20 protein-coding genes are annotated in these 24,381 nt (G+C 71.3%); 9 read left to right on the top strand and 11 right to left on the bottom strand.

Annotation, left to right across the window (positions count from 1 at the left end; genetic code table 11):
• Positions 1 to 293 precede the first annotated feature (293 nt).
• A complete protein-coding gene (locus ACIQMX_RS38100) occupies positions 294 to 839 on the bottom strand; it encodes a hypothetical protein (protein ID WP_363078032.1) in 546 nt (181 codons plus the stop codon).
• 241 nt (positions 840 to 1,080) lie between these two features.
• On the opposite strand from ACIQMX_RS38100, the gene fmt reads away from it, so the two are divergent.
• The 4 genes from fmt to ACIQMX_RS38080 all read left to right on the top strand — a co-directional run bounded on the left by fmt (position 1,081) and on the right by ACIQMX_RS38080 (position 5,514).
• The gene (gene fmt, locus ACIQMX_RS38095) at positions 1,081 to 2,013 is read left to right on the top strand and encodes a methionyl-tRNA formyltransferase (RefSeq protein WP_363078030.1); all 933 of its coding nucleotides are present in this window, start codon (positions 1,081 to 1,083) and stop codon (positions 2,011 to 2,013) included.
• 82 nt (positions 2,014 to 2,095) lie between these two features.
• Positions 2,096 to 3,529, top strand: coding sequence for a transcription antitermination factor NusB (locus ACIQMX_RS38090; protein ID WP_363078028.1), 1,434 nt, complete (start codon positions 2,096 to 2,098; stop codon positions 3,527 to 3,529).
• 120 nt (positions 3,530 to 3,649) lie between these two features.
• The gene (gene rpe, locus ACIQMX_RS38085) at positions 3,650 to 4,333 is read left to right on the top strand and encodes a ribulose-phosphate 3-epimerase (protein ID WP_219570754.1); all 684 of its coding nucleotides are present in this window, start codon (positions 3,650 to 3,652) and stop codon (positions 4,331 to 4,333) included.
• Positions 4,334 to 4,497: 164 nt separating this feature from the next.
• Positions 4,498 to 5,514, top strand: coding sequence for a sugar-binding domain-containing protein (locus ACIQMX_RS38080; RefSeq protein WP_363078083.1), 1,017 nt, complete (start codon positions 4,498 to 4,500; stop codon positions 5,512 to 5,514).
• 76 nt (positions 5,515 to 5,590) lie between these two features.
• On the opposite strand, the gene ACIQMX_RS38075 is transcribed toward ACIQMX_RS38080, so the two are convergent.
• Positions 5,591 to 6,613, bottom strand: a complete 1,023-nt coding sequence (locus tag ACIQMX_RS38075) for a terpene cyclase (protein ID WP_402485165.1) — start codon at positions 6,611 to 6,613, stop codon at positions 5,591 to 5,593.
• A 307-nt stretch (positions 6,614 to 6,920) separates the two neighbouring features.
• Here ACIQMX_RS38075 and ACIQMX_RS38070 point away from each other — a divergent pair, with 307 nt between their 5' ends.
• The 5 genes from ACIQMX_RS38070 to ACIQMX_RS38050 all read left to right on the top strand — a co-directional run bounded on the left by ACIQMX_RS38070 (position 6,921) and on the right by ACIQMX_RS38050 (position 13,380).
• Complete coding sequence (locus tag ACIQMX_RS38070; RefSeq protein WP_363078853.1) at positions 6,921 to 8,387, top strand: GuaB1 family IMP dehydrogenase-related protein; 1,467 nt, start codon at positions 6,921 to 6,923, stop codon at positions 8,385 to 8,387.
• Positions 8,388 to 8,582: 195 nt separating this feature from the next.
• Positions 8,583 to 10,040, top strand: coding sequence for an aldehyde dehydrogenase family protein (locus ACIQMX_RS38065; RefSeq protein ID WP_363078854.1), 1,458 nt, complete (start codon positions 8,583 to 8,585; stop codon positions 10,038 to 10,040).
• A gap of 138 nt (positions 10,041 to 10,178) precedes the next feature.
• On the top strand, positions 10,179 to 10,634 hold the full coding sequence (locus tag ACIQMX_RS38060) for an Lrp/AsnC family transcriptional regulator (protein ID WP_402485160.1): 456 nt from the start codon (positions 10,179 to 10,181) through the stop codon (positions 10,632 to 10,634).
• Between the two features lie 198 nt (positions 10,635 to 10,832).
• Positions 10,833 to 11,630, top strand: coding sequence for a carbon-nitrogen hydrolase family protein (locus ACIQMX_RS38055; protein WP_402485158.1), 798 nt, complete (start codon positions 10,833 to 10,835; stop codon positions 11,628 to 11,630).
• A 49-nt stretch (positions 11,631 to 11,679) separates the two neighbouring features.
• Positions 11,680 to 13,380, top strand: a complete 1,701-nt coding sequence (locus ACIQMX_RS38050; RefSeq protein ID WP_363078858.1) for an NAD(P)/FAD-dependent oxidoreductase — start codon at positions 11,680 to 11,682, stop codon at positions 13,378 to 13,380.
• A gap of 18 nt (positions 13,381 to 13,398) precedes the next feature.
• Here the strand turns inward: ACIQMX_RS38050 and ACIQMX_RS38045 are convergent, their stop codons facing one another.
• From ACIQMX_RS38045 to ACIQMX_RS38005, 9 genes are all read right to left on the bottom strand, one after another.
• On the bottom strand, positions 13,399 to 14,247 hold the full coding sequence (locus tag ACIQMX_RS38045; protein ID WP_363078859.1) for a fumarylacetoacetate hydrolase family protein: 849 nt from the start codon (positions 14,245 to 14,247) through the stop codon (positions 13,399 to 13,401).
• A 48-nt stretch (positions 14,248 to 14,295) separates the two neighbouring features.
• The gene (locus ACIQMX_RS38040) at positions 14,296 to 15,321 is read right to left on the bottom strand and encodes a hydroxyacid dehydrogenase (RefSeq protein ID WP_363078860.1); all 1,026 of its coding nucleotides are present in this window, start codon (positions 15,319 to 15,321) and stop codon (positions 14,296 to 14,298) included.
• A complete protein-coding gene (locus ACIQMX_RS38035) occupies positions 15,305 to 16,360 on the bottom strand; it encodes a dihydrodipicolinate synthase family protein (protein ID WP_402485154.1) in 1,056 nt (351 codons plus the stop codon). Before ACIQMX_RS38035 ends, ACIQMX_RS38040 begins: the two co-directional genes overlap by 17 nt.
• A gap of 8 nt (positions 16,361 to 16,368) precedes the next feature.
• Positions 16,369 to 17,397 carry an NAD-dependent epimerase/dehydratase family protein gene (locus tag ACIQMX_RS38030; protein WP_363078862.1) on the bottom strand — a complete coding sequence of 343 codons (1,029 nt, stop codon included), beginning with the start codon at positions 17,395 to 17,397 and terminating at the stop codon, positions 16,369 to 16,371.
• Between the two features lie 6 nt (positions 17,398 to 17,403).
• Positions 17,404 to 18,351: a carbohydrate ABC transporter permease gene (locus tag ACIQMX_RS38025; RefSeq protein WP_363078863.1), complete on the bottom strand. Its 948-nt coding sequence runs from the start codon at positions 18,349 to 18,351 to the stop codon at positions 17,404 to 17,406.
• A 2-nt stretch (positions 18,352 to 18,353) separates the two neighbouring features.
• Positions 18,354 to 19,259 (bottom strand): carbohydrate ABC transporter permease, encoded by a 906-nt coding sequence (locus ACIQMX_RS38020; RefSeq protein WP_148016340.1) that lies wholly within the window; start codon positions 19,257 to 19,259, stop codon positions 18,354 to 18,356.
• Between the two features lie 245 nt (positions 19,260 to 19,504).
• Positions 19,505 to 20,761: an ABC transporter substrate-binding protein gene (locus ACIQMX_RS38015; protein WP_402485150.1), complete on the bottom strand. Its 1,257-nt coding sequence runs from the start codon at positions 20,759 to 20,761 to the stop codon at positions 19,505 to 19,507.
• Positions 20,762 to 20,802: 41 nt separating this feature from the next.
• Positions 20,803 to 22,059, bottom strand: coding sequence for a Gfo/Idh/MocA family oxidoreductase (locus ACIQMX_RS38010; RefSeq protein WP_363078962.1), 1,257 nt, complete (start codon positions 22,057 to 22,059; stop codon positions 20,803 to 20,805).
• A 40-nt stretch (positions 22,060 to 22,099) separates the two neighbouring features.
• Positions 22,100 to 24,250: a peptidase C14 gene (locus tag ACIQMX_RS38005; RefSeq protein ID WP_402485147.1), complete on the bottom strand. Its 2,151-nt coding sequence runs from the start codon at positions 24,248 to 24,250 to the stop codon at positions 22,100 to 22,102.
• Between the last annotated feature and the right edge of the window lie 131 nt (positions 24,251 to 24,381).

The following is a 24,381-nucleotide window of genomic DNA, read 5'->3' as shown; positions in this document are numbered from 1 at the left end:
CAGGGGAGTCCCCGCAGGGACTGGCGTACGACCCGGGTCAATCACGTACCCGGGTGAACACGCCAGTTCCGAGGAGATCTCCCCGGAGGGACCCCGCCCCCACCCACCGGGCGTGGGCGGCCGCACCCGACGGGGAACCCGCACGAATCAAGCCCGTCCGGCGCTTGAGGACGGAACCCTCAGCGCCGGACCGGGGCAAGGTCAGGACCCCCGCCGCCGCCCGCCCAAGGGCCCCGCACCCCCGGACCGGGGCGCGGCAACCTCACCGCCCGCCCGGCCGAGGGCCCCGTGGGTCAGCCGTTGCGGGGGCCCGGGAAGGCGCCCGGGCGCAGATCCTCGCGCATCGGCGGACGCTCCGCCGACGGCTGTGGAGGCATCGAGCGGGCGGCCGGGACGGTAGGCAGCGCGGGGCTCGGGGACCCGGGCACCACCGGCACCGGGCGCTGTGCCACGACCTCGGCCGCGCCCTCGGCCGTGACCGGCTGGGGAGTGGCGCGCCGTGCGCCGTAGCGGCGGTGCACCGCCTGCTTGGTGACTCCGAGCGCGGAGCCCACCGCGTCCCAGGAGAACCCCAGCGAACGGTCGAAGTCCACTGCCGCCGTGACCAGGGTCTCGACGCTGTCCCGCAGTTCCTGGGCCAGCCTGACGGTGGGGGCCGGGGCCCTGCCGTAGACGACGAAGCCCGCGGAGGGGCCGGAGCGGCGTGGACGGTAGACATTGCCCAGCTGGGCGGTGAGTGTGCGCAGTGCGTCCACCTGCCGCCGCACCCGCTCGATGTCCCGCACCAGTAGATGCAGGCTGGCCCGCGCTTGGGCGTCGTGGGTTGCGTGGTCGGCCATGAAGAAGCCTCTCGAACCGGCGTTGAAAGGGATCGGGCCGCACCAGGGCGGCTCGCTTCGGTCAATCTCTCTTGACCAACGCCTCACCGGGGGATCTGGTCACGCTGCGGGGGCGCATATGCATACGCAAGGGGCGCGCAACCGTGCGTACGCCCCCCGGCGCCCCACCGGCTTCCGGGCCCATAGACTTGTGCGTTGCTCGTTACCGTAACGTTTCGGCCTGAGAGGCAGTCAGCCACCCATGAAGCTCGTCTTCGCAGGCACCCCCGAGGTAGCCGTACCCGCACTGGACGCCCTGATCGCCTCCGGTCGCCATGAGGTGGCCGCCGTCGTGACCAGGCCCGACGCGCCGGCCGGGCGGGGTCGCCGGCTGGTGGCCAGTCCCGTCGCCGAGCGGGCGGAGGAGGCCGGTATCGAGGTGCTGAAGCCTGCCAGGCCCCGGGACGAGGACTTCCTGGCCCGGCTGAGGGAGATCGCGCCGGACTGCTGTCCCGTCGTCGCCTACGGGGCACTGCTGCCCAAGGCCGCACTCGACATCCCGGCCCGCGGCTGGGTCAACCTCCACTTCTCGCTGCTGCCCGCCTGGCGCGGCGCCGCTCCCGTCCAGCACTCCGTCATGGCGGGCGACGAGGTGACGGGGGCCTCCACCTTCCTGATCGAGGAAGGGCTCGACTCCGGACCCGTCTACGGCGTCCTCACCGAGGAGGTGCGGCCCACCGACACCAGCGGCGACCTGCTGACCCGGCTGGCCTTCGCCGGCGCCGGGCTGCTCGCCGCCACGATGGACGGCATCGAGGACGGCACCCTGCACGCCGTGCCGCAGCCCGCCGACGGCATCACCCTCGCACCCAAGATCACCGTCGAGGACGCCCAGGTCCAGTGGTCGGCGCCCGCCCTGCGCGTCGACCGCGTGGTCCGCGGCTGCACCCCTGCGCCCGGCGCCTGGACCCTCTTCCGCGGGGAGCGCCTCAAGCTGATCCAGGCCGTGCCCGTCGTGGACCGGGCCGATCTGGCGCCCGGCGAGCTGTCGGCGGCCAAGAACAACGTGTACGTGGGCACCGGGTCGCACGCGATCGAGCTGCTCTGGGTCCAGCCGCAGGGCAAGAAGCCGATGCGCGCCGCCGACTGGGCGCGCGGGGTGCGCATCGTCCCCGGCGAGCTCGTCGGCATCTGAGGGGCTCGGCGGACGGGCGGACCGGGCCGGGGACGTAGGCTGGGACGGTTCGCCCCCTCACCATCAGCGGAGCACCTTTCACGTGAACGACCAGCCGCGTCGCCGTCCCGCCAAGCCGCACCGCCGTCCGCAGAAGGACCCGGTCCGCTTCCTCGCCTTCGAGGCCCTCAGGGCCGTCGACGAACGCGACGCGTACGCCAACCTCGTCCTGCCTCCGCTGCTGAAGAAGGCCAGGGCCAAGGGAGACTTCGACAACCGGGACGCCGCGCTGGCGACCGAGCTGGTCTACGGGACGCTGCGCCGCCAGGGCACGTACGACGCGATCGTCGCCGCCTGCATCGACCGGCCGCTCGTCGAGGTCGACCCGCCGGTCCTGGACGTACTGAACATGGGCGTGCACCAACTGCTCGGCACCCGCATCCCGACGCACGCCGCCGTCTCCGCCAGCGTGGAGCTGGCCCGCGTGGTGCTCGGTGAGGGACGCGCCAAGTTCGTCAACGCCGTCCTGCGCAAGGTGTCGGCGGACGACCTCGACGGCTGGGTGGAGCGGGTCGCCCCTTCCTACGAGGACGACGCCGAGGACCACCTCGCCATCGTCCACTCGCATCCGCGCTGGGTCGTCTCGGCCCTCTGGGACGCGCTGGGCGGCGGCCGCGCCGGAATCGAGGACCTGCTCGAAGCCGACAACGAGCGGCCCGAGGTCACCCTGGTCGCCCGCCCCGGACGCTCCACCACCGATGAGCTCCTCGACGCCCTCGGCGAGGAGAACGGCCTCCCGGGCCGCTGGTCCCCGTACGCCGTACGGATGGCCGAGGGCGGCGAGCCCGGCGCCCTGACCGCCGTTCAGGACGGCCGGGCCGGCGTCCAGGACGAGGGCAGCCAGCTCGTCGCCGCCGCCCTCGCGAACGCCCCGCTGGAGGGCAGCGACACCCGCTGGCTCGACGGCTGCGCCGGCCCCGGCGGCAAGGCCGCGCTGCTGGCCGCTCTGGCCGCCGGCCGCGGCGCCGCCCTGCTCGCCGCCGAGAAGCAGCCGCACCGGGCCCGCCTCGTCGAGCGCTCGCTGGCCGGCAACCCCGGCCCGTACCAGGTGATCACCGCCGACGGCACCCGCCCGCCGTGGCTGCCCGACACCTTCGACCGGATCCTGATGGACGTCCCGTGCTCGGGCCTCGGCGCGCTGCGCCGTCGCCCGGAGGCCCGCTGGCGCCGGCGCAAGGAGGATCTGGAGAGCTTCGCGCCGCTCCAGCGGGGGCTGCTGCGCGAGGCGCTGAAGGCCGTCCGGATCGGCGGCGTCGTCGGATACGCGACGTGCTCGCCGCACCTCGCGGAGACCCGGGTGGTCGTCGAGGACGTGCTCAAGGGGCGCGGCGGCGCCCCCGTCGAGGCCGAGTGGGTGGACGCCCGCCCGCTGATGCCCGGAGTGCCCGCCCTGGGCGACGGGCCCGACGTCCAGCTCTGGCCCCATCTGCACGGCACCGACGCGATGTACCTGGCGCTCCTGCGGCGCACCGGCTGATCCCCGCGGGAGGGGCCGGCCGGGGTGAAAAGCCGGGAATGCGCGAACTGTAATGATCCCGTGAGGCTTTGGAGCGCACCGAAGCGGGGAAGTGCCCCGGAGCATGGCAGTCTTGGCCCCATGGCCCAGATCAACCCCAGCATTCTTTCCGCCGACTTCGCACGTCTCGCCGAGGAGGCGCAGGCCGTCGAAGGTGCCGACTGGCTCCACGTCGATGTCATGGACAACCACTTCGTGCCCAATCTGACGCTCGGTGTCCCGATCGTGGAATCGCTCAGCAGGGCCACCAGCACGCCGCTGGACTGCCATCTGATGATCGAGGACGCGGACCGCTGGGCACCCCAGTACGTGGAGGCGGGGGCGGGTTCCGTCACCTTCCACGCGGAGGCCGCCGCGGCACCCGTCCGGCTCGCGCGGGAGATCCGGGCCAAGGGGGCCCGCGCGTCCATGGCGCTCAAGCCGGCGACGCCCATCGAGCCGTACGAGGACCTGCTCCCCGAGCTCGACATGCTGCTGATCATGACGGTGGAGCCGGGCTTCGGGGGCCAGTCGTTCCTCGACATCATGCTGCCGAAGATCCGCCGCACCCGTGAGCTGATCTCCAGGCACGGACTCGAACTCTGGCTCCAGGTCGACGGCGGCGTCTCCGAGTCCACGATCGAGCGGTGCGCGGAGGCGGGGGCCGACGTCTTCGTCGCGGGTTCCGCCGTGTACGGCGCCAAGGACCCGGCCGACGCCGTCCGGGCCCTGCGCGCCAAGGCCGACGGGGCCATCGCCTCGGCGGGGTGGGCGTGCGGCCACTGACGCCGATGACGGCGCAGACACCCGCTCCGGCCCCCGATCGCACGTCGGCCGGGCCAAGTGCAGATGAACGCGGTCCGACGGGACCGATCAAGGGCCGCCGTATCTGACAGGATGAACGGCGTATCGAGAGCGTGAACAGCAGTGAGGAGAACGCGGTGTCTGCAATGTCGGCGGGCCGGTCCGCCCTGCGGATGGGGCCCGCGGAGCTGGTGCAGGCGGCGGCCATGGCCCGCCGCTTCTACCTCGAGGGCAAATCCAAGATCCAGATCGCCGAGGAGTTCGGCGTCAGCCGCTTCAAGGTGGCCCGGGTCCTGGAGACGGCCCTGGAACGTGACCTCGTACGGATCGAGATCCGGGTCCCCGCGGAACTGGACGCCGAGCGCTCCGACGCGCTGCGTGCCCGCTACGGGCTGCGCCACGCGGTCGTGGTCGAGTCCCCGGCGGAGGAGCAGGACGACGCCGCCGATCCGGAGAACCTCGGCGAGGTCGCGGCCGACCTGCTCGGCGAACTGGTGAACGAGGGCGATGTGCTCGGCCTTGCCTGGGGGCGGTCGACCATCCACATGGCGGCGGCCCTCGACCGGCTGCCGCCGTGCACGGTGGTGCAGCTCACCGGGGTGTACGACGCGGGAACGGCCGAGCGCGGCTCGGTCGAGGCCGTGCGGCGGGCCGCGCAGGTGTCCGGCGGCGAGGCCCACCCCATCTACGCGCCGATGCTGCTTCCCGACCCGGCGACGGCTGCCGCGCTGCGCCACCAGACGGGCATCGCGCGCGCCTTCGAGTACTTCGACAAGGTGACGGTCGCGGCCGTCTCCATCGGCTCCTGGGAGCCGGGGATCTCCACGGTCCACGACATGCTCTCCGACGCGGAGCGCGAGCACTACGCCTCGCTGGGCGTCGCCGCCGAGATGTCGGCGCATCTCTTCGACGCGGACGGGCGCCGGGTCGGCCGGGACCTCGGTGAGCGCTGCATCACCGTCGAGGCGGACCGGCTGCGCCGGATCCCCGAGGTGGTGGCGATCGCGGGCGGCCAGCGCAAGGCCGCGGCGATCGGCGCGGTACTGCGGTCCGGTCTCGTCACCAGCCTGGTGACCGACACCGCGGCCGCCGACTACCTGCTGACGGACTCGGCCGCGCCGCGCCGGCCCGCGCTGGAGCGGACCGACCCCGACGGGGAGTGAGTTCTCGGAACGCGGCGGGAGGGGGGGGGGGGGGGGCCACCCCCCCGCGCCCCCCCCCCCCCCCGCCGCGTCCGGGTCAGTCCTGCCCGACGCCCAGCACCGTCGCCTCCAGATACTGCTCCGGTTCCTTGTACTGGTTGACGTCGGCCGGGTTGTAGCGCGGGGTCTGCCGCGACCAGTCGAGGTTCCCGCGCATCCAGCTCCGCATCCCGTCCAGATACGGTTCCAGCATCCAGGTGAGCTGCGGATGGGCGGCCAGCAGCTCCGCCTCCGCGGTCAGGAAGCGCTCGGTCTCCGTGGCGATCTCCGCGCAGACGTGTTCCAGCGCCTGCTGCTTGCCGAAGCCGCGATGGTGCCGGACGAGGTGCACGAGGTTGTGGATCTCGCCGAGAACCTGTTCCTTCTCGTACGAGTAGACGTCGTTGGCCCAGCACACGACGTTGCACGAGGCCTCGAGCGCCGTGATGAAGCGCGGGTCGTCATGGACCGACGAGGGCGCCTCGATGCCGGCCACGATCTCGATCAGGTCCATGCAGACATGTATCGCGCCCGTGTGGCGGCGCTTTTCTATGTACGTCGCCTCGGCCGGGACCACGCCGGCCGCGCGGTTCCCGGCCTCCCAGGTGGTGGCCGTCGTGAGATAGGTGATCAGGTGCCGGGCGAAGCGCTGCCGCCAGTGGGCCGCCGCGGCCGGCATCGTGCGTTCCCACAGGTCCGTGAGGGCGACGACCGCGGCGGGCAGCCGCTCGTTCGCCGGGGTGCCCGTCCCGGTGCCCTCGACCACGGACTGCATCAGTGCCACGACGTCCCGTACGCGGTCCGGGCTCCGGCCCAGATGCCCGTCGTCCAGCTGGTCGTCGACGAGAAACAGCCAGACGAACCAGTCGGCCACGAGGTCCAGATTCTTGCTGTCGGCGGTCGGGTAGACCATGCCGACGAAAGCCCCGAAGTCCGCCTGCTCGAAGCGGTCCCTGGCTGAATCCCGGTGCACCAGACCGGTGTTGCGGGTCCAGCTGTCGAGATGCTCGCGTACGTGTCCGACGTGCGGGTTCGTCCGCTGGGGGAACGGGCAGTAGATGTCCGGCAGTTCGATCTCCACGGGCGGGTCGCCATCCTCTCCGGTGGTACGTGCGGCGGGAGTTGTGGCCGCACCGCCTTGATGCTCCGGGGCGTCTGGTGACCCGCGGGACCTGCGCGTTTGAAGCTACCTGACCCCGAGTCACCAGGTCCAGGGAAGGTGATCACGAATGATTCCGGCGCCCCTCGGGTAGGGTCTGTGGGCAAGGCAGGTTCCACTTGCCCGGGACTCCCGATCCTGTTCCTTGGAGGAACATACGAAGGCGGGAGTCATTTGCTGTGTCTTCGTGGAAGCGACCTGCGTCATTTCGTATGAAAAAATGAGTGTTATGCGTTTTCTTGAGCCCGGCACCGGTCGATACACAGAGTCCCCCTCCGTCCCGTACGACCTCACGTACGACGACGTCTTCATGGTTCCGGGCAGGTCGGCGGTCGGATCCCGCCAGGGGGTCGACCTGGCCTCGCCCGACGGAACCGGCACCACCATCCCGCTCGTCGTCGCCAACATGACGGCCATCGCGGGCCGCCGGATGGCCGAAACCATCGCCCGTCGCGGTGGGCTCGTCGTCATCCCCCAGGACATCCCGATCGAGGTCGTCACCGAGGTCATCAGCTGGGTGAAAACGCGCCACCTCGTGCTCGACACACCCATCGTCCTGGCCCCCGGCCAGACGGTCGCCGACGCGCTGTCGCTGCTGCCCAAGCGGGCCCACGGTGCCGGGGTCGTCGTCGACGGCGACGGGCGTCCGGTCGGCGTCGTCACCGACCACGACCTGACCGGCGTCGACCGCTTCACGCAGCTCTCCGAGGTCATGTCGAAGGATCTGGTGCTGCTGGACGCGGACATCGACCCGCGCGACGCGTTCAACAAGCTCGACGGCGCCAACCGCAAGCTCGCCCCGGCGGTCGACGCGGACGGCCGGCTCGTCGGCATCCTCACCCGTAAGGCCGCACTGCGCGCCACGCTCTACACACCCGCCACCGACGCGGCGGGCAAGCTGCGGATCGCGGCCGCCGTCGGCATCAACGGCGACGTGGCGGGCAAGGCCAAGCAGCTCCTCGACGCCGGAGCCGACACGCTCGTCGTCGACACCGCGCACGGTCACCAGGAGTCAATGATCAGCGCGGTGCGCGCCGTGCGGGCGCTGGATCCGCAGGTGCCGATCGTCGCCGGCAACATCGTCGCCGCCGAGGGCGTGCGCGACCTCATCGAGGCGGGCGCGGACATCATCAAGGTCGGTGTCGGACCCGGCGCGATGTGCACCACCCGGATGATGACGGGCGTGGGCAGGCCCCAGTTCTCCGCCGTCCTGGAGTGTGCCGCCGAGGCGAAGAAGTACGGCAAGCACGTCTGGGCCGACGGTGGGGTCCGTCACCCGCGCGACGTGGCCATGGCGCTCGCGGCCGGTGCCTCCAACGTGATGATCGGCTCCTGGTTCGCCGGGACGCACGAGTCGCCCGGCGACCTCCAGCAGTCCGCCGACGGGCGCTTCTACAAGGAGTCCTTCGGCATGGCGTCCGCGCGCGCCGTGAAGAACCGTACGTCCGACGAGTCGGCGTACGACCGGGCCCGCAAGGCGCTCTTCGAGGAGGGCATCTCCACCTCGCGGATGTTCCTGGACCCGGCCCGCCCCGGAGTCGAGGACCTGGTCGACTCGATCATCGCGGGCGTCCGCTCCTCCTGCACGTACGCCGGTGCGGGCTCCCTCGCGGAGTTCGCCGAGAAGGCGGTCGTGGGTGTGCAGAGTGCCGCCGGTTACGCGGAGGGCAAGCCGCTGCACGCCAGCTGGGGCTGATCCCGCATCCTCGTAGCGACCGTGCCCCTTCCGGCTGTTCACGCCGGAAGGGGCACCGGTGTTTTCCGGGCGTCCGAGGGCCGGGGCGTGGCCGGAAACGGCGCTCGGGGCAGGCCGGTATCCACCACAACTCTGTTGAAAAATAAGTAATATGAATCCCATTCAGCTGCCCGCCACTCTGCGGTAAGGGATCTCATGTCCTTCTTCACTGACCTGGCCCATCAGTACATCGACGGAGAGTGGAGGCCGGGCAAGGGGTCCTGGGACATCATCGACTTCAACCCGTTCGACGGGGAGAAGCTCGCCTCCATCACCGTCGCCACGGCCGACGAGGTGGACCAGGCCTACCGTGCGGCACAGACCGCACAGCAGGCGTGGGCGGACACCAACGCGTACGCCAGGCGAGCGGTGCTGGAGAAGGCCCTGCGGGTCGTCGAGGAGCGCGAGGACGAGATCGCCGAGGCGATCGTCGCCGAGCTCGGCGGCACCCGGCTGAAGGCGGCCTTCGAGCTCCACCTGGCCAAGGAGTTCCTGCGCGAGGCGATCCAGCTCGCGCTGCGGTCCACCGGGCAGATCCTGCCCTCGCCGACCCCGGGCAAGGAGAACCGCGTCTACCGGGTGCCGGTCGGCGTGGTCGGCGTCATCAGCCCCTTCAACTTCCCCTTCCTGCTCTCCCTGAAGTCCGTGGCCCCGGCCCTCGCGCTGGGCAACGCCGTGGTCCTCAAGCCGCACCAGAACACCCCGGTCTGCGGAGGCACGCTGGTGGCCAAGGTGTTCGAGGACGCCGGACTCCCGGCCGGTCTGCTGAACGTCGTCGTCACCGACATCGCGGAGATAGGCGACGCGCTGCTGGAGCACCCGATACCGCAGGTGATCTCCTTCACCGGCTCGGACAAGGTCGGCCGGCACGTCGCGACGGTGTGCGCGGCCAACCTCAAGCGCTCGGTGCTCGAACTCGGCGGCAACAGCGCCCTGATCGTCCTCGACGACGCCGATGTGGACTACGCCGTCGACGCGGCGGTGTTCAGCCGGTACGTGCACCAGGGGCAGGTCTGCATGGCCGCCAACCGGATCCTCGTCGACCGCGCGGTGGAGCAGGAGTTCACGGAGAAGTTCGTGGCGAAGGTCGCCTCGCTGCGCGTCGGCGACCCGGCCGACCCGGCGACCCAGATCGGCCCGCTGATCAACTCGACCCAGGCCGAGGCCATCGCCACCCTCGTCGACCAGACCGTCGAGGCCGGCGCGACCGCGCTGCTGCACGGCCGGGCCGAAGGAAACGTCGTCAGCCCGTCCGTCCTCACCGGCCTGGCGCCCGATTCCCCCGTGCTGTCCCAGGAGATCTTCGGCCCGGTCGCGCTCCTCGTGCCCTTCGACGGCGAGGACGAGGCGGTCCGGATCGCCAACGACACGCCGTACGGGCTGAGCGGCGCCGTCCACACCGCCAACATCGAGCGCGGTGTCCGGGTCGGGCAGCGCATCCGCACCGGCATGATCCACATCAACGACGGCACCGTCCACGACGAGCCCATCGTCCCCTTCGGCGGCGAGAAGAACTCCGGGCTCGGGCGGCTGAACGGGGACTCGATGCTGGAGGCCTTCACCACGCAGAAGTGGATCTCCGTGCAGCACGGGCGCTCGCAGTTCCCGTTCTGATCCGGCACGCTCTGCGCCGAGCGCGCCCTGCGGGGCGGGCCCATGGTCTACTTCCGGGGGTGGCGATGCCGCCCCCGGCAGCAGCCGTGCCCCGCCCGACCAGGGCCCTCGCCATCGCAGAGAAGTGACCCGTACGACGTGCGACTGAACGACCTCGACGAACGCATCGTCCACGCCCTCGCCGAAGATGCCCGCCGCTCCTACGCCGACATCGGCGCGATCATCGGGCTGTCCGCACCCGCGGTGAAACGCCGGGTGGACCGGCTGCGCGCCGAAGGGGCGATCACGGGGTTCACCGTCCGGGTGGATCCGGCGGCGCTCGGCTGGGAGACCGAGGGATACATCGAGATCTACTGCAGCCGCAACACCTCACCGGAGTCCATCAAGCAGGGCCTCGCCCGCTACCCGGAGGTCGCGTCGGCGTCCACGGTCACCGGGGACGCCGACGCGCTCGTCCAGGTGTTCGCGGCGGACATGCGCCACTTCGAGCAGGTCCTGGAACGGATCGCGGGCGAGCCGTACGTCGAGCGGACGAAGTCCGTCCTGGTCCTGTCACCGCTGCTGCGGCGCTACTCGTCGGGGTCGCCGGGATAGCCGTTCCTCTCGCGCGGCCCCCGGCCTCCGAGGCCCGACGGGCCGGCGGCACCCGCGTCGCGCAATGAATCGCCGCCCCCCGCCGGTCACGCGCAACGGATCGACGGTCGGTGCGCAACGCTCGCGCCTTGTCCGGGGCGAATCGCGGAACGTACCGTCATTACGTCCCCGCCCCGCCCGCATCGTCCGAGGTCAGCCATGCCGCCGCTGCGCACCGCCCTGCTCCAGAGCTCCGGAATTCCGGGCTCGGTGGCCCGGAACACCGAGGTGCTGGAGAGCGCCGCCACCCGCGCCGCGGCGAGCGGCGCCCGGCTGCTCGTCTGCCCCGAGATGTTCCTGACCGGGTACGCGATCGGGGACGACGTACCCCGCCTGGCCGAAGCGGCCGACGGACCCGCCGCCCGGGCCGTCGCCGAGATCGCCGTACGGCACGGCATCGCCGTCCACTACGGCTACCCGGAGCGCGACGGCGACACCCTGTACAACGCCGCGCAGCTCATCGGGCCCGACGGGACCGCGCTCGCCCACTACCGCAAGACCCACCTCTTCGGTGACTTCGAGGAGCAGTGGTTCACCCCGGGCGACCGGCCCGTCGTGCAGGCCGAGCTCGACGGCCTCCGGATCGGCCTCCTGATCTGCTACGACGTCGAGTTCCCGGAGAACGCGAGGGCCCACGCCCTCGCCGGAACCGATCTGCTGCTGGTCCCGACCGCGCTGATGCACCCCTTCCCCTTCGTCGCGGAATCCGTCGTCCCGGTCCGCGCCTTCGAGAACCAGCTCTACATCGCCTACGCCAACCGGACCGGCACCGAAGGACCCTTCGAGTTCGTCGGCCTGAGCACGCTCGCCGGCCCCGACGGCACGGTCCGCGCCCGCGCCGGACGCGGAGACGAACTCGTCATCGGCGACGTCGACCCCGGCCTCCTGGCCGCCTCCCGGGCCGCCAACCCCTACCTCCGCGACCGCCGCCCCGGTCTGTACGGCTCCCTCGTCTGAGTACGCCGCCCCCTCTCCCACCCGTCTTTCCGCAAGGAGTCCGTACCCCATGACGTCCACGGTGCCCCCGGCCGTCCCGCACACCGACGCAGCCCCGCCGATCACCATGTTCGGACCGGACTTCCCCTACGCGTACGACGACTTCCTTGCCCACCCCGCGGGACTCGGGCAGATACCGGCGACCGAGCACGGCAGCGAGGTCGCCGTCATCGGCGGCGGGCTCTCCGGCATCGTCACCGCCTACGAACTGATGAAGATGGGCCTGCGGCCCGTCGTCTACGAGGCGGACCGCATCGGCGGCAGGCTGCGCACCGTCGAGTTCGACGGCTGCACCGCGGACGGCGAACCGCTCACCGCCGAGATGGGCGCGATGCGCTTCCCGCCGTCCTCGACGGCCCTCCAGCACTACATCGACCTGGTCGGACTGGAGACGAAGCCCTTCCCCAACCCGCTCTCCCCGGCCACCCCCTCCACCGTCGTCGACCTGAAGGGCGAGTCGCACTACGCCACGACGATCGACGACCTCCCGCAGGTCTACCGCGACGTGATGGACGCCTGGAACGCCTGCCTGGAGGAGGGCGCCGACTTCTCCGGCATGAACCGGGCCATGCGCGAGCGCGACGTGCCGCGGATCCGGGAGATCTGGGCCCGGCTCGTCGAGAAGCTCGACAACCAGACCTTCTACGGCTTCCTCTGCGACTCGGACGCCTTCAAGTCCTTCCGCCACCGCGAGATCTTCGGCCAGGTCGGCTTCGGCACCGGCGGCTGGGACACCGACTTCCCCAACTCCATCCTGGAGATCCTCCGCGTCGTCTACAGCGAGGCGGACGACCACCACCGTTCCATCGTCGGCGGCAGCCAGCAGCTCCCGCTGCGCCTGTGGGAACGCGAACCGCAGAAGATCGTCCACTGGCCGCTCGGCACCTCGCTCGCCTCGCTGCACGGCGGCGAGCCGCGCGGAGCCGTGACCCGCCTGCACCGCACGGCCGGCAACCGGATCACCGTCACCGACGCCTCCGGCGACATCCGCACCTTCCGTGCGGCCGTCTTCACCGGCCAGTCCTGGCTGCTGCTCTCCAAGATCGCCTGCGACGACGCGCTCTTCCCGATCGACCACTGGACGGCGATGGAGCGCACCCACTACATGGAGTCGTCCAAGCTGTTCGTCCCCGTCGACCGGCCCTTCTGGCTGGACAAGGACGAGACCACCGGACGCGACACCATGTCGATGACGCTGACCGACCGGATGACGCGGGGCACGTACCTCCTCGACGACGGCCCGGACCGGCCGGCCAGCATCTGCCTGTCGTACACCTGGTGCGACGACAGCCTGAAGTGGCTGCCGCTGTCCGCGGCCGAGCGGATGGACGTCATGCTGAAGTCGCTCGGCGAGATCTATCCGAACGTGGACATCCGGGGGCACATCACCGGCAACCCGGTGACGGTGTCCTGGGAGAACGAGCCCTGGTTCATGGGCGCGTTCAAGGCCAACCTGCCCGGCCACTACCGCTACCAGCGGCGGCTGTTCACCCACTTCATGCAGGACCGGCTGCCCGCCGACAAGCGGGGCCTGTTCCTGGCGGGCGACGACATCTCCTGGACGGCCGGCTGGGCCGAGGGCGCCGTGCAGACGGCGCTGAACGCCGTGTGGGGCGTGATGAACCAGTTCGGTGGCGCGACCGACGCCACGAACCCCGGCCCGGGCGACCTCTTCGACGAGATCGCCCCGGTCGAACTCCCGGAGGACTGAAGCCGGTTGCGGCCGCGGTCAGGCAGGGCGGCAGAGGCTGCGCTGCCGGCCCAGTCCGGAGATCTCGACCTCCATCACATCGCCCTCGGCCAGGTAGGGGAAGCGTCCGGACAGGGCGACGCCCTGCGGCGTACCGGTGTTGATGATGTCACCGGGCTCCAGCACCAGGTACTGCGACAGATGGTGCACCAGATGCGCCACGCTGAAGATCATGTCCGCGGTGGAGGAGTCCTGCCGGGGCTCGGCGTTGACGAAGCTGCGCAGCCGCATCTGCTGTGGATCGCCCGCCTCGTCGGGGGTCACCAGCACCGGGCCCAGCGGGTTGAAGGTCGCGCAGCTCTTGCCCTTCGACCACTGACCGCCCGACTCCTCCAGCTGGAAGGCGCGCTCGGAGACGTCGTTGCTCACCGCGTATCCGGCGATGTGGGCGGCGGCGTCGGCGGGGGAGTCCAGATAGGAGGCGCGGCGGCCGATCACCACGGCGAGCTCCACCTCCCAGTCGGTCTTCTTCGAACCGCGCGGGATGAGGACGTCGTCGTACGGACCCACCACCGTGTTCGGCGACTTGTAGAAGAGAATCGGCTGCTCCGGCGGCTCGGAACCGGACTCCGCGGCATGGGCCGCGTAGTTCTGCCCGATGCACAGCAGTGCGGACGGCCGGGCCACCGGGGCGCCGATGCGCTGCCCGGTGATGTCGGTCTCGGGGAGCTTGGGTTCGGCGGGGATCAGGTACGGATTGTCGGCCAGCGCGGCGAGGAAGGCGCCGTCGATGTCGTCCGTGATGCCGGACAGGTCGTAGTGGCGGCCCTCGGGGCAGACGGCGACCGGGCGCTCATGGCCCGGCTCGCCGATGCGCATCAGTCGCATGGCGGTGAGATCTCCTGACGGGTACGGGGTTGGGGGACGGGGTGGGGCTCAGTGCAGGCGGGCGAGGGCGTCGGCGGTGACGGCGTGGACCGGCGGGCGCCCGGCGAGCAGCCGCAGGACCTCGTTGACCGCGCTGGTGCCCAGCCGCTGCCGGCACTCGACGCTGCCCGCGGCCTGGTGCGGCGTGAGCAGGACGTTCGGCAGCCCGCGGAAGGGGTGGCCGACGGGCAGCGGCTCGGCGTCGAAGACGTCGATCGCCGCGTCCAGCCGGCCCGTGGTCAGTTCGGCCAGGAGCGCGTCCTCGTCGACCAGCCACGACCGGGCGGTGTTGACGAGCCCCGCCCCGTCCGGCATCAGCGCCAACTGGGCGGCGCCGATCATGTGGTGCGTCTCCTCGGTGACCGGCGCGTGCACGGCCACGATCCGGCTCCGGGTCAGCAGCGTCTCCAGCGGAACGGAGGTCACCCCGAGCTCCCGGGCGTCCGCCTCCGACAGGAACGGGTCGGTGACGCTGACCCGCGCCCCCATCGCCCGCACCAGCCGGATGTACGCGCGGCCGGTGCGGGACGCGCCGATCACGCCGATGTCGCTGCCGTGGATCTCGTGGCGCGGCGGGGCCTTGCTCGCCGCCGCCCACTCCAGCCCGCCGCGCAGCGCGTGGTCGAAGCGCTGGATGCGGTGGAGCAGGGACAGCGTGAAGGCGAGCGCGACCTCGGCGACCGGGCGGGCCATCTCGTCGCCGGCCTGGGTGACCAGGATGGAGCGCCGGAACACGTCCTCGGTGACGTAGGGCGCGACCGCCGAACCGGTGTGCGCCACCAGTTCCAGCCGGTCCGCGTGGGCCAGCAGGCCGGCGTCCACCCTGGGGGCCCGCCACGAGGTGATCAGCGCACGGGCGCCGGGCAGCGCGGCCGCGACCGCCGCCCGGTCGGAGTGGTCGTCGATCACGATGAGTTCGGCGGCCCGCTCCAGCTCCTGCCACACCTCGGCGGTGAAGAACTGGGCGCGCAGGCCGGGAGGTACGGCGACGACGACCCGGGAGGTGCGGTCGGCGGGTTCAGGAGAGCCAGGCATCGAGGTGCTCCGCAACGAAGGCGTCATCGGTCAGCCAAGGGTAGGCGGCGGCCACCCGGGTGATCTCGTCGGCCTGTCCGGGGGAGAGCGTCTCGGCCGGGTCCAGGCAGCGGATGTTCGCCAGCAGCCCCTGGCGGCGCAGCACTTCGTGCACCCCGGCGATGCAGCCGCGGAAGGCGCCCCGCACGTCGAAGACCGCGCTGTTGGCATCGGTCAGTTCGGAGCGGCGGGCCAGGCAGCGGACCATCGCCCCGTGGTCTCCGGCGCGGGCGCGACGGATGTCGTCGAGCAGGGTCACCGCGGAGCCCGTCCACACCGCCCACTGGCCGAGCAGCCCGCCCGCGAACCAGCGGGGCGTGCCGGCCGCCGTCTCGTACGGGGTGAGCAGGTCGCCGATGATGTCGTCGTCGTTGCCCGTGTACAGCGCCACCTCGTCGGCCCGGTCGGCGGCGGCCACCGCCCGTACGACATCGGCGGTGCGGTAGCGGTCGAACGGGGCGATCTTCACGGCGACGGTGTGCGGCAGATCGGTGAACGCGGACCAGAAGGCGGGCGACAGATACCGGCCGCCGACGGCCTCCTGGAGGTAGAAGCCGATCACCGGCAGCACCTCGCCGACCGCCCGCGCCCGCTCCAGCAGCCCCTTCTCGTCCGCGCCGGGAACGGCCGGGCTGAGCAGTACCGCGTCGTAGCCGAGCGCGGCGGCGGTCTCCGCCTCGGAGACGGCCTGGGCGGTGTAGCCGCAGGCCCCGGCGACCTTCACGAACGGACGGCCGGCCTCGGCGTCGATCGTCTCGGCGGCGAGCTCCAGCACGGGCCGGAAGAGGCCCACCTCACGCTCGCGGATCTCGAACTGGGTGGTGTGCACGGCGACGGCGGCACCGCCCGCGCCCGAGGCGAGGTAGTAGCGGGTCAGCGCGCGCTGCCGGCGCTCGTCGAACGTGCCGTCCGCGTGCAGCGCGAGCGGATGGGCGGGGATCGCCGCGCCGTGGGCCAGCAGCTCCAGCGCGGGCGTGGACAGGAGGGAGGGAGTGGACATGGAGTGGATCAGAACCTTCCGTCACGTACCTGGAACTTGGTGGGCTTGCCGGACAGCGGCAGCCCGCGGCGCAGCCAGTCGGCCTGCCATTCGACGAGGGTGCGCAGCGCGACGTCCGGGTAGCCGAACAGGGCGTGGCAGCGGCTCGCGTCGGAGAGCAGCGCGGTGGGCGCCTCCTGGCCGGCAAGGACGGGCTCCTTGTCGAACTCCTCGCCGAACCACTGGGCGATCCGGCGTACGGACGCGGTCTCGGGGCCGGTGAGGTTGAGGGTGAACGCCTCGCCGTCGGTGGCGTGCAGCAGCGAACGCAGGGCGACCTCGTTGGCGTACCCCTGCCAGACCACGTTGGCGTGACCAGTCGTCACATCGACCGGCTCGCTGCCCTGGACGCGGTACGCGATGTCGGCGAGGACGCCGTAGCGCAGGTCCACCGCGTAGTTGAGGCGGATGTTGGCGACCTTGGTGCCACGGGTCAGCGCGGCGTGATCGAAGATGCGCTCCCGGCCCAGGCACGACATGGCGTACTCACCGACCGGCCCGACCGGGTCCGTCTCGGTACAGCCGCCGGAGGAGACGGGCACCAGCGGGTAGACGTTGCCGGTGGAGAAGGCGGCGATCCGCGCCCGTGCCCAGCGCCGGGCCACCCGGTCCGGCATCGCGGCGTTCACCGCCCAGGCGTGCGAAGGCGCCCCGGCGGAACCGAACTTGGCGCCGACCATGAAGACGACGTTCCCGGCATCGGGCAGTTCGGCCAGGTCGGCTGCCGGGTCCATGAGGTCGAAGGCGACGGTACGGACCCCGGCGGCCTCCAGTTCCCCGGCGGCCGCCTTGTCGGACCAGCGGGAGACCGCGTGCACCGTCACGTCCGTGCGGCCCGCGGCGTCCAGCGCCCGGCGGGCCAGCCGGCACAGGCTGGGGCCCATCTTGCCGCCCGCGCCGAGCACCAGCAGATCGCCGTCGAGCCGGCCGAGATCGGCGACGAGCGCGGGGGAGGGGGTGGCGAGCCGCTCTTCGAGTGCGGCCTCATCGGTGAACATGTGTGGCTATCCCTTGATTCCGGACGCGGTGACGCCCTCGGTGAAGTAGCGCTGGCCCACCATGTACGCGGCGAAGATGGGCACGAACGCGATGACGGAGCCGGAGAGCACCACGTTGAGCGGCACGTTCTGCTGCTGGAGCGAGGCGATGCCGACCGTGAGGGTGCGCATGTCGGTGGACTGGCCGATGACCAGCGGCCACAGGAAGTCGTTCCAGTGCCACAGGAAGACGAAGACACCGAGCGTGGCGAGGATCGGCTTCAGCAGCGGCAGCACGATGCGGTAGAAGATCTGCCATTCGCCGCAGCCGTCGAGCCGGGCCGCCTCGAAGAGCTCGTCCGGAAGTCCCTGGATGAACTGCCGCATCAGGAACACCGCCTGGGCGTTGGCCAGGGTCGGCACGATGAGTCCCCAGTACGTGTCGACGCCGCCCAGCTTCGCGATCATCGCGAAGGTCGGGATCATCGTGACGTGGTACGGGACCATCACCATCGACAGGAACGACCAGAACATCGTCTCCCGGCCCGGGAAGCGCTTCTTGGCGAAGGCGTAGCCGGCCAGCGAGGCGAGCAGCAGCACGCCGACGACCGAGACGACCGAATAGATCAGGGTGTTCAGCAGCCAGCGCGGTACGTCCTGGGCGCCCATGACGGTGTCGTACGCCTCGCCGGTCAGCGGCCACGGCAGCAGGCTGCCGGGGAAGTCGACCGCCGCCGACGGCTTCAGGGAGAGCACGACCATCGCGTAGAACGGGAAGACCGTGACGAGCGCGGCCACCGTCAGCAGCACACCGCGCGCGATGCGGCCGGTGCGGGTGGGGCGCATGCCGTACGGGACGGTGTCCTGCTCGGAGAGTTTGCGCAGCTTGCGTTCGGCCCGGCGCACGGCCCGGTCCGGGGGTGCGGTGGGCCGGCCCGTCGGCGGGGCCTTCGTCTCGGTGGGTGCCGCTGTCATGGTCACTGGTCCTTCCCGATCACGAGCCGCTGGATCACCGCGACCACCACGGTCAGCACGAAGAGCGCGACCCCGATGGCGGAGGCGTAACCCAGGTCGAAGTACTTGAAGCCCGCGTCGTAGAGCTGGAAGACGAGCGTGTAGCTGGCGTTGGCGGGGCCGCCGCCCGTCATCGTGTAGACGGCGTCGAAGACCTGGAACGAGGCCGTCGTCTCGATCACCGCGAGGAAGAAGAGGGCGGGCTTGAGCTGCGGCAGCACGATGTGCCTGAACCGCTGCCAGGGCCCGGCCCCGTCGGTCAGGGCGGCCTCCTCCAGCTCGCGCGGGATGTCCTGCATCCGGGCGAGCAGGATGAGCATCCCGTATCCGAAGCGGGACCAGACGCCGACGATGGCGAGCGCGGGCAGCACCAGCACGTCGTCGGAGAGCCAGGAGCCCTCGGACATCCCGAACCAGCCCATCAGGGTGGACCACGGGCCGCCGGTCGAGAAGATCCACACGAAGACGGTGGCGGCCAGCACCAGCGAGGTGACGACCGGCAGGAAGAACACCGACCGGAAGAACTTGGCGCCGCGGAAGGCGCGCCGCGTGATCAGCGCCAGGGACACCGACGCGATGAGCGTGCCCGGTACGGCGAGCACGGTGTAGAGGACGGTGACCTTCAGCGCCTGCCAGAACAGCGGGTCGTCCCACAGGCGGGTGAAGTTGTCGAGTCCGATGAAACTGCCGCCGCCGGTGAGGGAGTAGTCGGTGAAGCTCATCAGCACACCGGCGACGCCCGGACCGAACCGGAAGGCGAGGAACAGCAGGAAACACGGAAGGACGAAGAGCAGGCCGATCCGGGCCTCGCGGCGCGCCTGCGGCCCGCTGCGACGGCCCCGGCGGGTGGGTTCCGCGACGACTGCCACGGGGATCTCCTTGAGGTACGGGGGAATTGCGGGGGGTCGGGGGGAGTGCCCCCGTGGGGTGGGGGGGGGGGGGGGCGCCCCCCCCCCCCCCCCCCGGCGCGCCGCCCGCCCCCCCCCCCCCCCCCGGGGCGGGGGCCCGCCCCCCCCCCGGGGGGGGGGGGTTTGGGGGGGGGGGGGGGGGGGGGGGGGGGGGGGGGGCCCCCGGGGGGGGGGGGGGGGCGGCCCCCCCCCCCCGCGACCGTCGGTCAGCGGCCGAGCATCGCCTGCGCGGCCTTCTGCGCGGCGTCCAGCGCGTCCTGCGGGCTCTTCTTGCCGAGCAGCGCCGCCTGGATCTCCGGCGCGAGCATGCCCTGGACCTCACGTGCCTTGTCCTGCAGCGGGCCCACGTCCATGCTCGGCAGCGTGGCGCCCACCGCGCTCTGGAGCGCGTCGCCGGGGTACAGGTCACCGGCGGACTTGCGGGCCGGGAAGTAGCCCGCGGCCTTCTGCAGACCGGCCGCGTTCTTCGATTCGGCGACGAAGTTCAGCCAGTCCCCGGTGTTCTTCTTGTCTGCGCCCTTGAGCATGGAGAGCGCGCCCACGGTGCCGTAGCCGACCGAGGCGGTCTCCTTCAGCGGCGGCTGGACGACGATGTTCTCCTTGCCCCAGAACGGCTCGACGTCCGCCGTGGTGTTCTGCCAGGTGCAGGCGACCTTGCCCTTGGCGGTCGGGGTCTGCTCCAGCTTGGGCGTGGTCGTGACCAGGTCCTTGTCGGTGTAGCCGCCGTCGACGAGCTTCTTCAGGTACGTCAGCGCCTTGACGCCGGCCGCGTCGTTGAAGGTGACGTTCTTGCCGTCCTCGGAGAAGACGTCGCCGCCCGCCTGCCACAGCAGCGGGTAGAACGTCATGTTCAGGGTCTGCTGGGTGTCGCCGCTGTAACTGGTGGCGTAGTAGCCCTTCTTCTTCAGCTTGGGCGCCAGGGCCTCCAGGTCCGCCCAGCTCGCCGGATAGCTCTTCTCGCCGATCGCGTCGAAGACACGCTTGTCGCAGATCAGCGGGTTGGCGCTGGTCAGGATCGGGGTGGCGAGCGCCTTGCCCTCGACGGTGACGGACTTCAGCGCGAAGTCGGTGTAGTCGGACTTGGCGTCGGCCGGCATGTAGTCGTCGGCCGGGACGATGCTCTTGGCGTACTTCGGGAGCTGGTCCGGGATCAGATAGACGGCGTCCGGGCCCTTGCCCGAGGCGATGGCGGTGGCCAGAGCGGTGTCGCGGTTGGCCCACGGGAAGGTCTCGACCTTCACCGTGACGCCCGCGTGCTCCTTCTCGAACGCCTTGACCAGGCCGTCCCAGTACGCCTTGTTCTTGGCCTCGTCGAAGATGACCGGGTAGGTCCACATGGTGACGGTGCTGCCGTCGTCGCCGCCGCTGGAACAGCCGGCCAGCACACCGGCGGCCAGCGCGGTCGCCATGACGGGCGCGGCCAGGGCGCGGACTCTGGAACGGCGGGTGAGGAGACGGGACATGAGGGGGTCCTCCGAGGACGTGAGGGTGGTGCGGGAAGAAGTCACTGCGCCGGGACCGTCTGGACGGTGCCGGTGTGCCGGGCACGTTCGGCGGCGAACGCCGCGAGATGACTGCCGAGCGAGGTGGCGGGGCCGGAGCGCACGGCCCCGGCGTCACCGGTGGCGACGGCGGTGACGAACGCCTCGACGAGCGCGGCGTCCCCGCCGCCGTGCCCGTCGGCGGCGTTCGAACCGGACGCGCCGAGTTCGTGGACGGCCGACTCGCCGGTCCGGAAGTCCTGCACGGTGACGCGCTCGCCGTCACCGATGAGCCAGCCGTGCGAGCCGAAGATCCGCGTCTGCCGGTGCGTCTGTTCGGTGAACGCCACCATCTGGAAGGTCGCGGTCACCCCGGCCGTCAGCTGCATCGCGAGGACCTGGTGATCGACCACGTCGTTGTCGCTGCGGTACGCGCAGACCCCGTACGGGCCCTCGCGCAGCGCCTGGACGAGACCGGCCTCGTCACTCGCCTCGGTGACGTGGGTGACCGGCCAGACGGCGCCCTTCTCGCGCAGCGTCGGCATGTACAGCTTCAGCGCGCTGTAGGGGCAGGCTGACTCGACGGCGCAGTCGAGGCAGCGCTCGGCGGACCCTTCCGGGGCGTTCTCCGGCCTGAAGTGCTTCAGCCCGCCGAATCCGGTGACCTGCTCGATCCGGCCGCCCATGATGTACGTGATCCAGTCCAGGTCGTGACAGGACTTGGCGAGCAGCATCGGGGACGAGTCCTTCTCGCTGCGCCAGGGACCGCGTACGTAACTGTGGGCGTAGTGCCACCAGCCGACGGGCTCCAGATGGTCGATCGAGACCAACTGCCCGAGCACACCGGAGTCCACGACCTCCTTCACCAGGTCGGTGTACGGGGTGTACCGCATGACGTGGCACACCGCGAACAGGACCCCGGCCCGCTCCACCCCCTCGACGATCCGGCGGGTCTCCTCCTCGGTCGGGGCGAGCGGCTTCTCGGCGAGGATCGCGTAGCCGGCCTCCGCCAGGGCCAGTACCGGCTCCACGTGGAAGCGGTCCTGGGTGGCGACGATCACGGCGTCCGCGATCCGGTTCTCGACGAGCGGGCGCCAGTCGTCGAACTCGACGGGCGCACCGGCGGCGGCCCGCGCCGCGGGGCGCGGATCGGCGACGGCGACGAGCTCGGCGCGCTCGGGGTGGGCCTTGATCCACTCGGCGTACGTCAGACCGCGGTTGCCGGCGCCGACGAGGGCGACCCGTACGGGCCGGCCGGTGATCGGGGTATGCGTGGACACGGGGAATCCCTGGTGCTCGATGGGCGGTTGGGCCTGGTGGTCAGAAGCGGAGCGTGGCCGCGGTGTGGGCGACGCGGTCGCTCTCGTCGGGCAGCGCGGTGCGCTCGGTGCCGTCCTCGACGCAGCCGGTGTGCAGCAGATGGCTGTCCCCGCCGAAGCCGGCCGGCCGCAGTTCGATCCGGCCGCCGGTGAAGGTGGAGCCGGTGGCCCGGTAGCGGTTGACGCCGTCGGTGACCCGCACATGGGCGGTGTCCCGGGGTGCCGTCGAGTCGAGGCCGCTGAGCTGCCAGTCGACGGTGCGTCCGGCACCGGTACGGGCGAGCAGGGCGCCGTCCTTGTTGGTGCCGGAAAGCCTCGTGCCGTCGATGCGCAGGCGCTGGTCCTTCGCCGAGGTCAGCTTGAGCCCGGTGTCGCGCAGTTCGCCGCCGAGCACGGTGAGGTCGGCGTGGGCGAGCGAGACGGGGGCGGCGTCCTTCGATCCGGTCAGGGTGCACTGGTCGAGGACGAGCGGCCCGGTGCCGTTGAACACCGCGCCGTCGACGCCCTTGAGCGTGGAGCGCTGGAGAGTGAGCGGCACGGTGACACTGGTCTGGGTGACCTCCGCCCCCGCCGCGAACGCGAACGAGGAGTCGGCGATGACGTTGGGACGGGCGGAGAGGTCCGAGGCCCGCGAGACGATCAGCGGACCCGTGGCCGTGCAGCCCCGCATCTGCACCCCGTCCGCGTTGACCCAGAGCATCCCGGAGCCCGCCAGGGACTCCTTGCCGATGACCAGGACGTCCTCCAGCGTCAGATCGGTGATCTTGACGCGGGCCACGAACCAGGAGCAGGCGTGCCGCCGTACGGTGATCCGCTTGGCCCTGCCGCCCCAGGCCGCACCCGAGTTGGCGAACGTCATCAGACCGGAGTTGCCGGTGTAGACGAGGTCGTGCTCGAACTGGCCGTGCGTCACGAACGGGCCCTCGTCGTCGCCGTCGCCGTGGCAGTTGGTGACGTAGCAGTAGGCGGAGGCCGTGAAGTCGTTGAGGTGACGGGCGTTGGAGGTGTGACAGTCCTCCACGTGCCCGTACAGGCAGTAGATCTGCTGGGTGAGGTAGCCCGCGCCGCCGTAGGTGACGGACTTCGGGTTGGTGAGCGAGCACTGCTCGGTGCGGTAGTACGTGCACCAGCGGCGCATCACCACCGGCCAGAAGGTGCCGACGGCCTCGATGCCCGAGACGTCGCAGCGCACCGCGTACTCGTACGCGACCGGGTGCGAGCCGGTCATCTCGTCCTCGCCCCAGCCCTCGAAGACCATGTTGCGGACGTGGGCGCGGTCGACGGGCTCGACCCGGGTCCAGGTCAGCGCGCGCCCGGCCGCCAGGTCCCAGCCGATCTGGTAGTTGACCCGGATGTGCGCCGGGTCGACGACGTCGGTGACCTGGACCAGGCGCTGGATCTCCTTCTCGTACTTCCCCGCCAGGGCGTTGATCTCCACGGCCCACCACTGGCCCACGGCGAACTTCGACGAGTCGCCGACCTCGAAGAGGTCCGAGAGGTCCGGCATCGCCGCGCTCAGGCTGTGTTCGACGGTGGTGTCGGTGACGGTGCCGCGGAAGGAGAGGACGGCGCCGAAGGGGTTGTCGTGGGTGTTCTTCTCGATGCCGGTGGTGTGGAGGCGGTGGCCGCCGAAGTCGAGTTCGATGTTCGAGCGGTCGAAGAGGTGGCGTCTGGTGAACAGGAGGTCGGTGTGGGCTTCGATGCGGTGGACGGCGGGGTCGTTGACCAGGGCGTCGAGGGCGTTGTCGGCGGGGGTGGAGGCGTCGAAGTGGCCGAAGGTGCGGAAGTCGAGGGTTCCGGTGTGGAGCTGGTGCCAGCGTCCGGTCCTGGGTGCGGTGGCGGGGGCGATGACGGTGCCGCCGTTGTGTGCGGCGGTGGACTTGTTGTCCCAGCGCAGGGCCATGGTGCCGCCGTCGCCGGGGGCGTCGTAGCCGGCGAGGAGGACCTGGGTGCCGTGGTCGAGGGGGTGGGTGTTGAGGGCGCGCAGTGCGGCGACGGTCTCCAGGCGCAGGACGTTGCCGGTGCGGGCGGGTGCGGCCTGTGCGGGGCCGGTGGCCACGGCCGAACCGGCCACGACCAGACCGGCCAGACCCGAGGCCCGCAGAAGATTCCGGCGGGAGGACGCGGGTGTGCTGTGGTGCGGAACGCTCATGCGGACTTCGCCTTCCGAGAAGTGCGACAAGTGAGGGAGCGTTCCTGCGGTGGACTGCCATGAGGCGGATGGCTGAAAAGGGTTCGGTCCTCAGGTGTTCACGACGCGGTGGGCAGGCGCCGGAAGCGGAC

This window comes from Streptomyces sp. NPDC091416 (genome assembly GCF_044756845.1).
Classification (GTDB): domain Bacteria; phylum Actinomycetota; class Actinomycetes; order Streptomycetales; family Streptomycetaceae; genus Streptomyces.
This window is presented reverse-complemented; position numbering and strand designations above follow the sequence as displayed.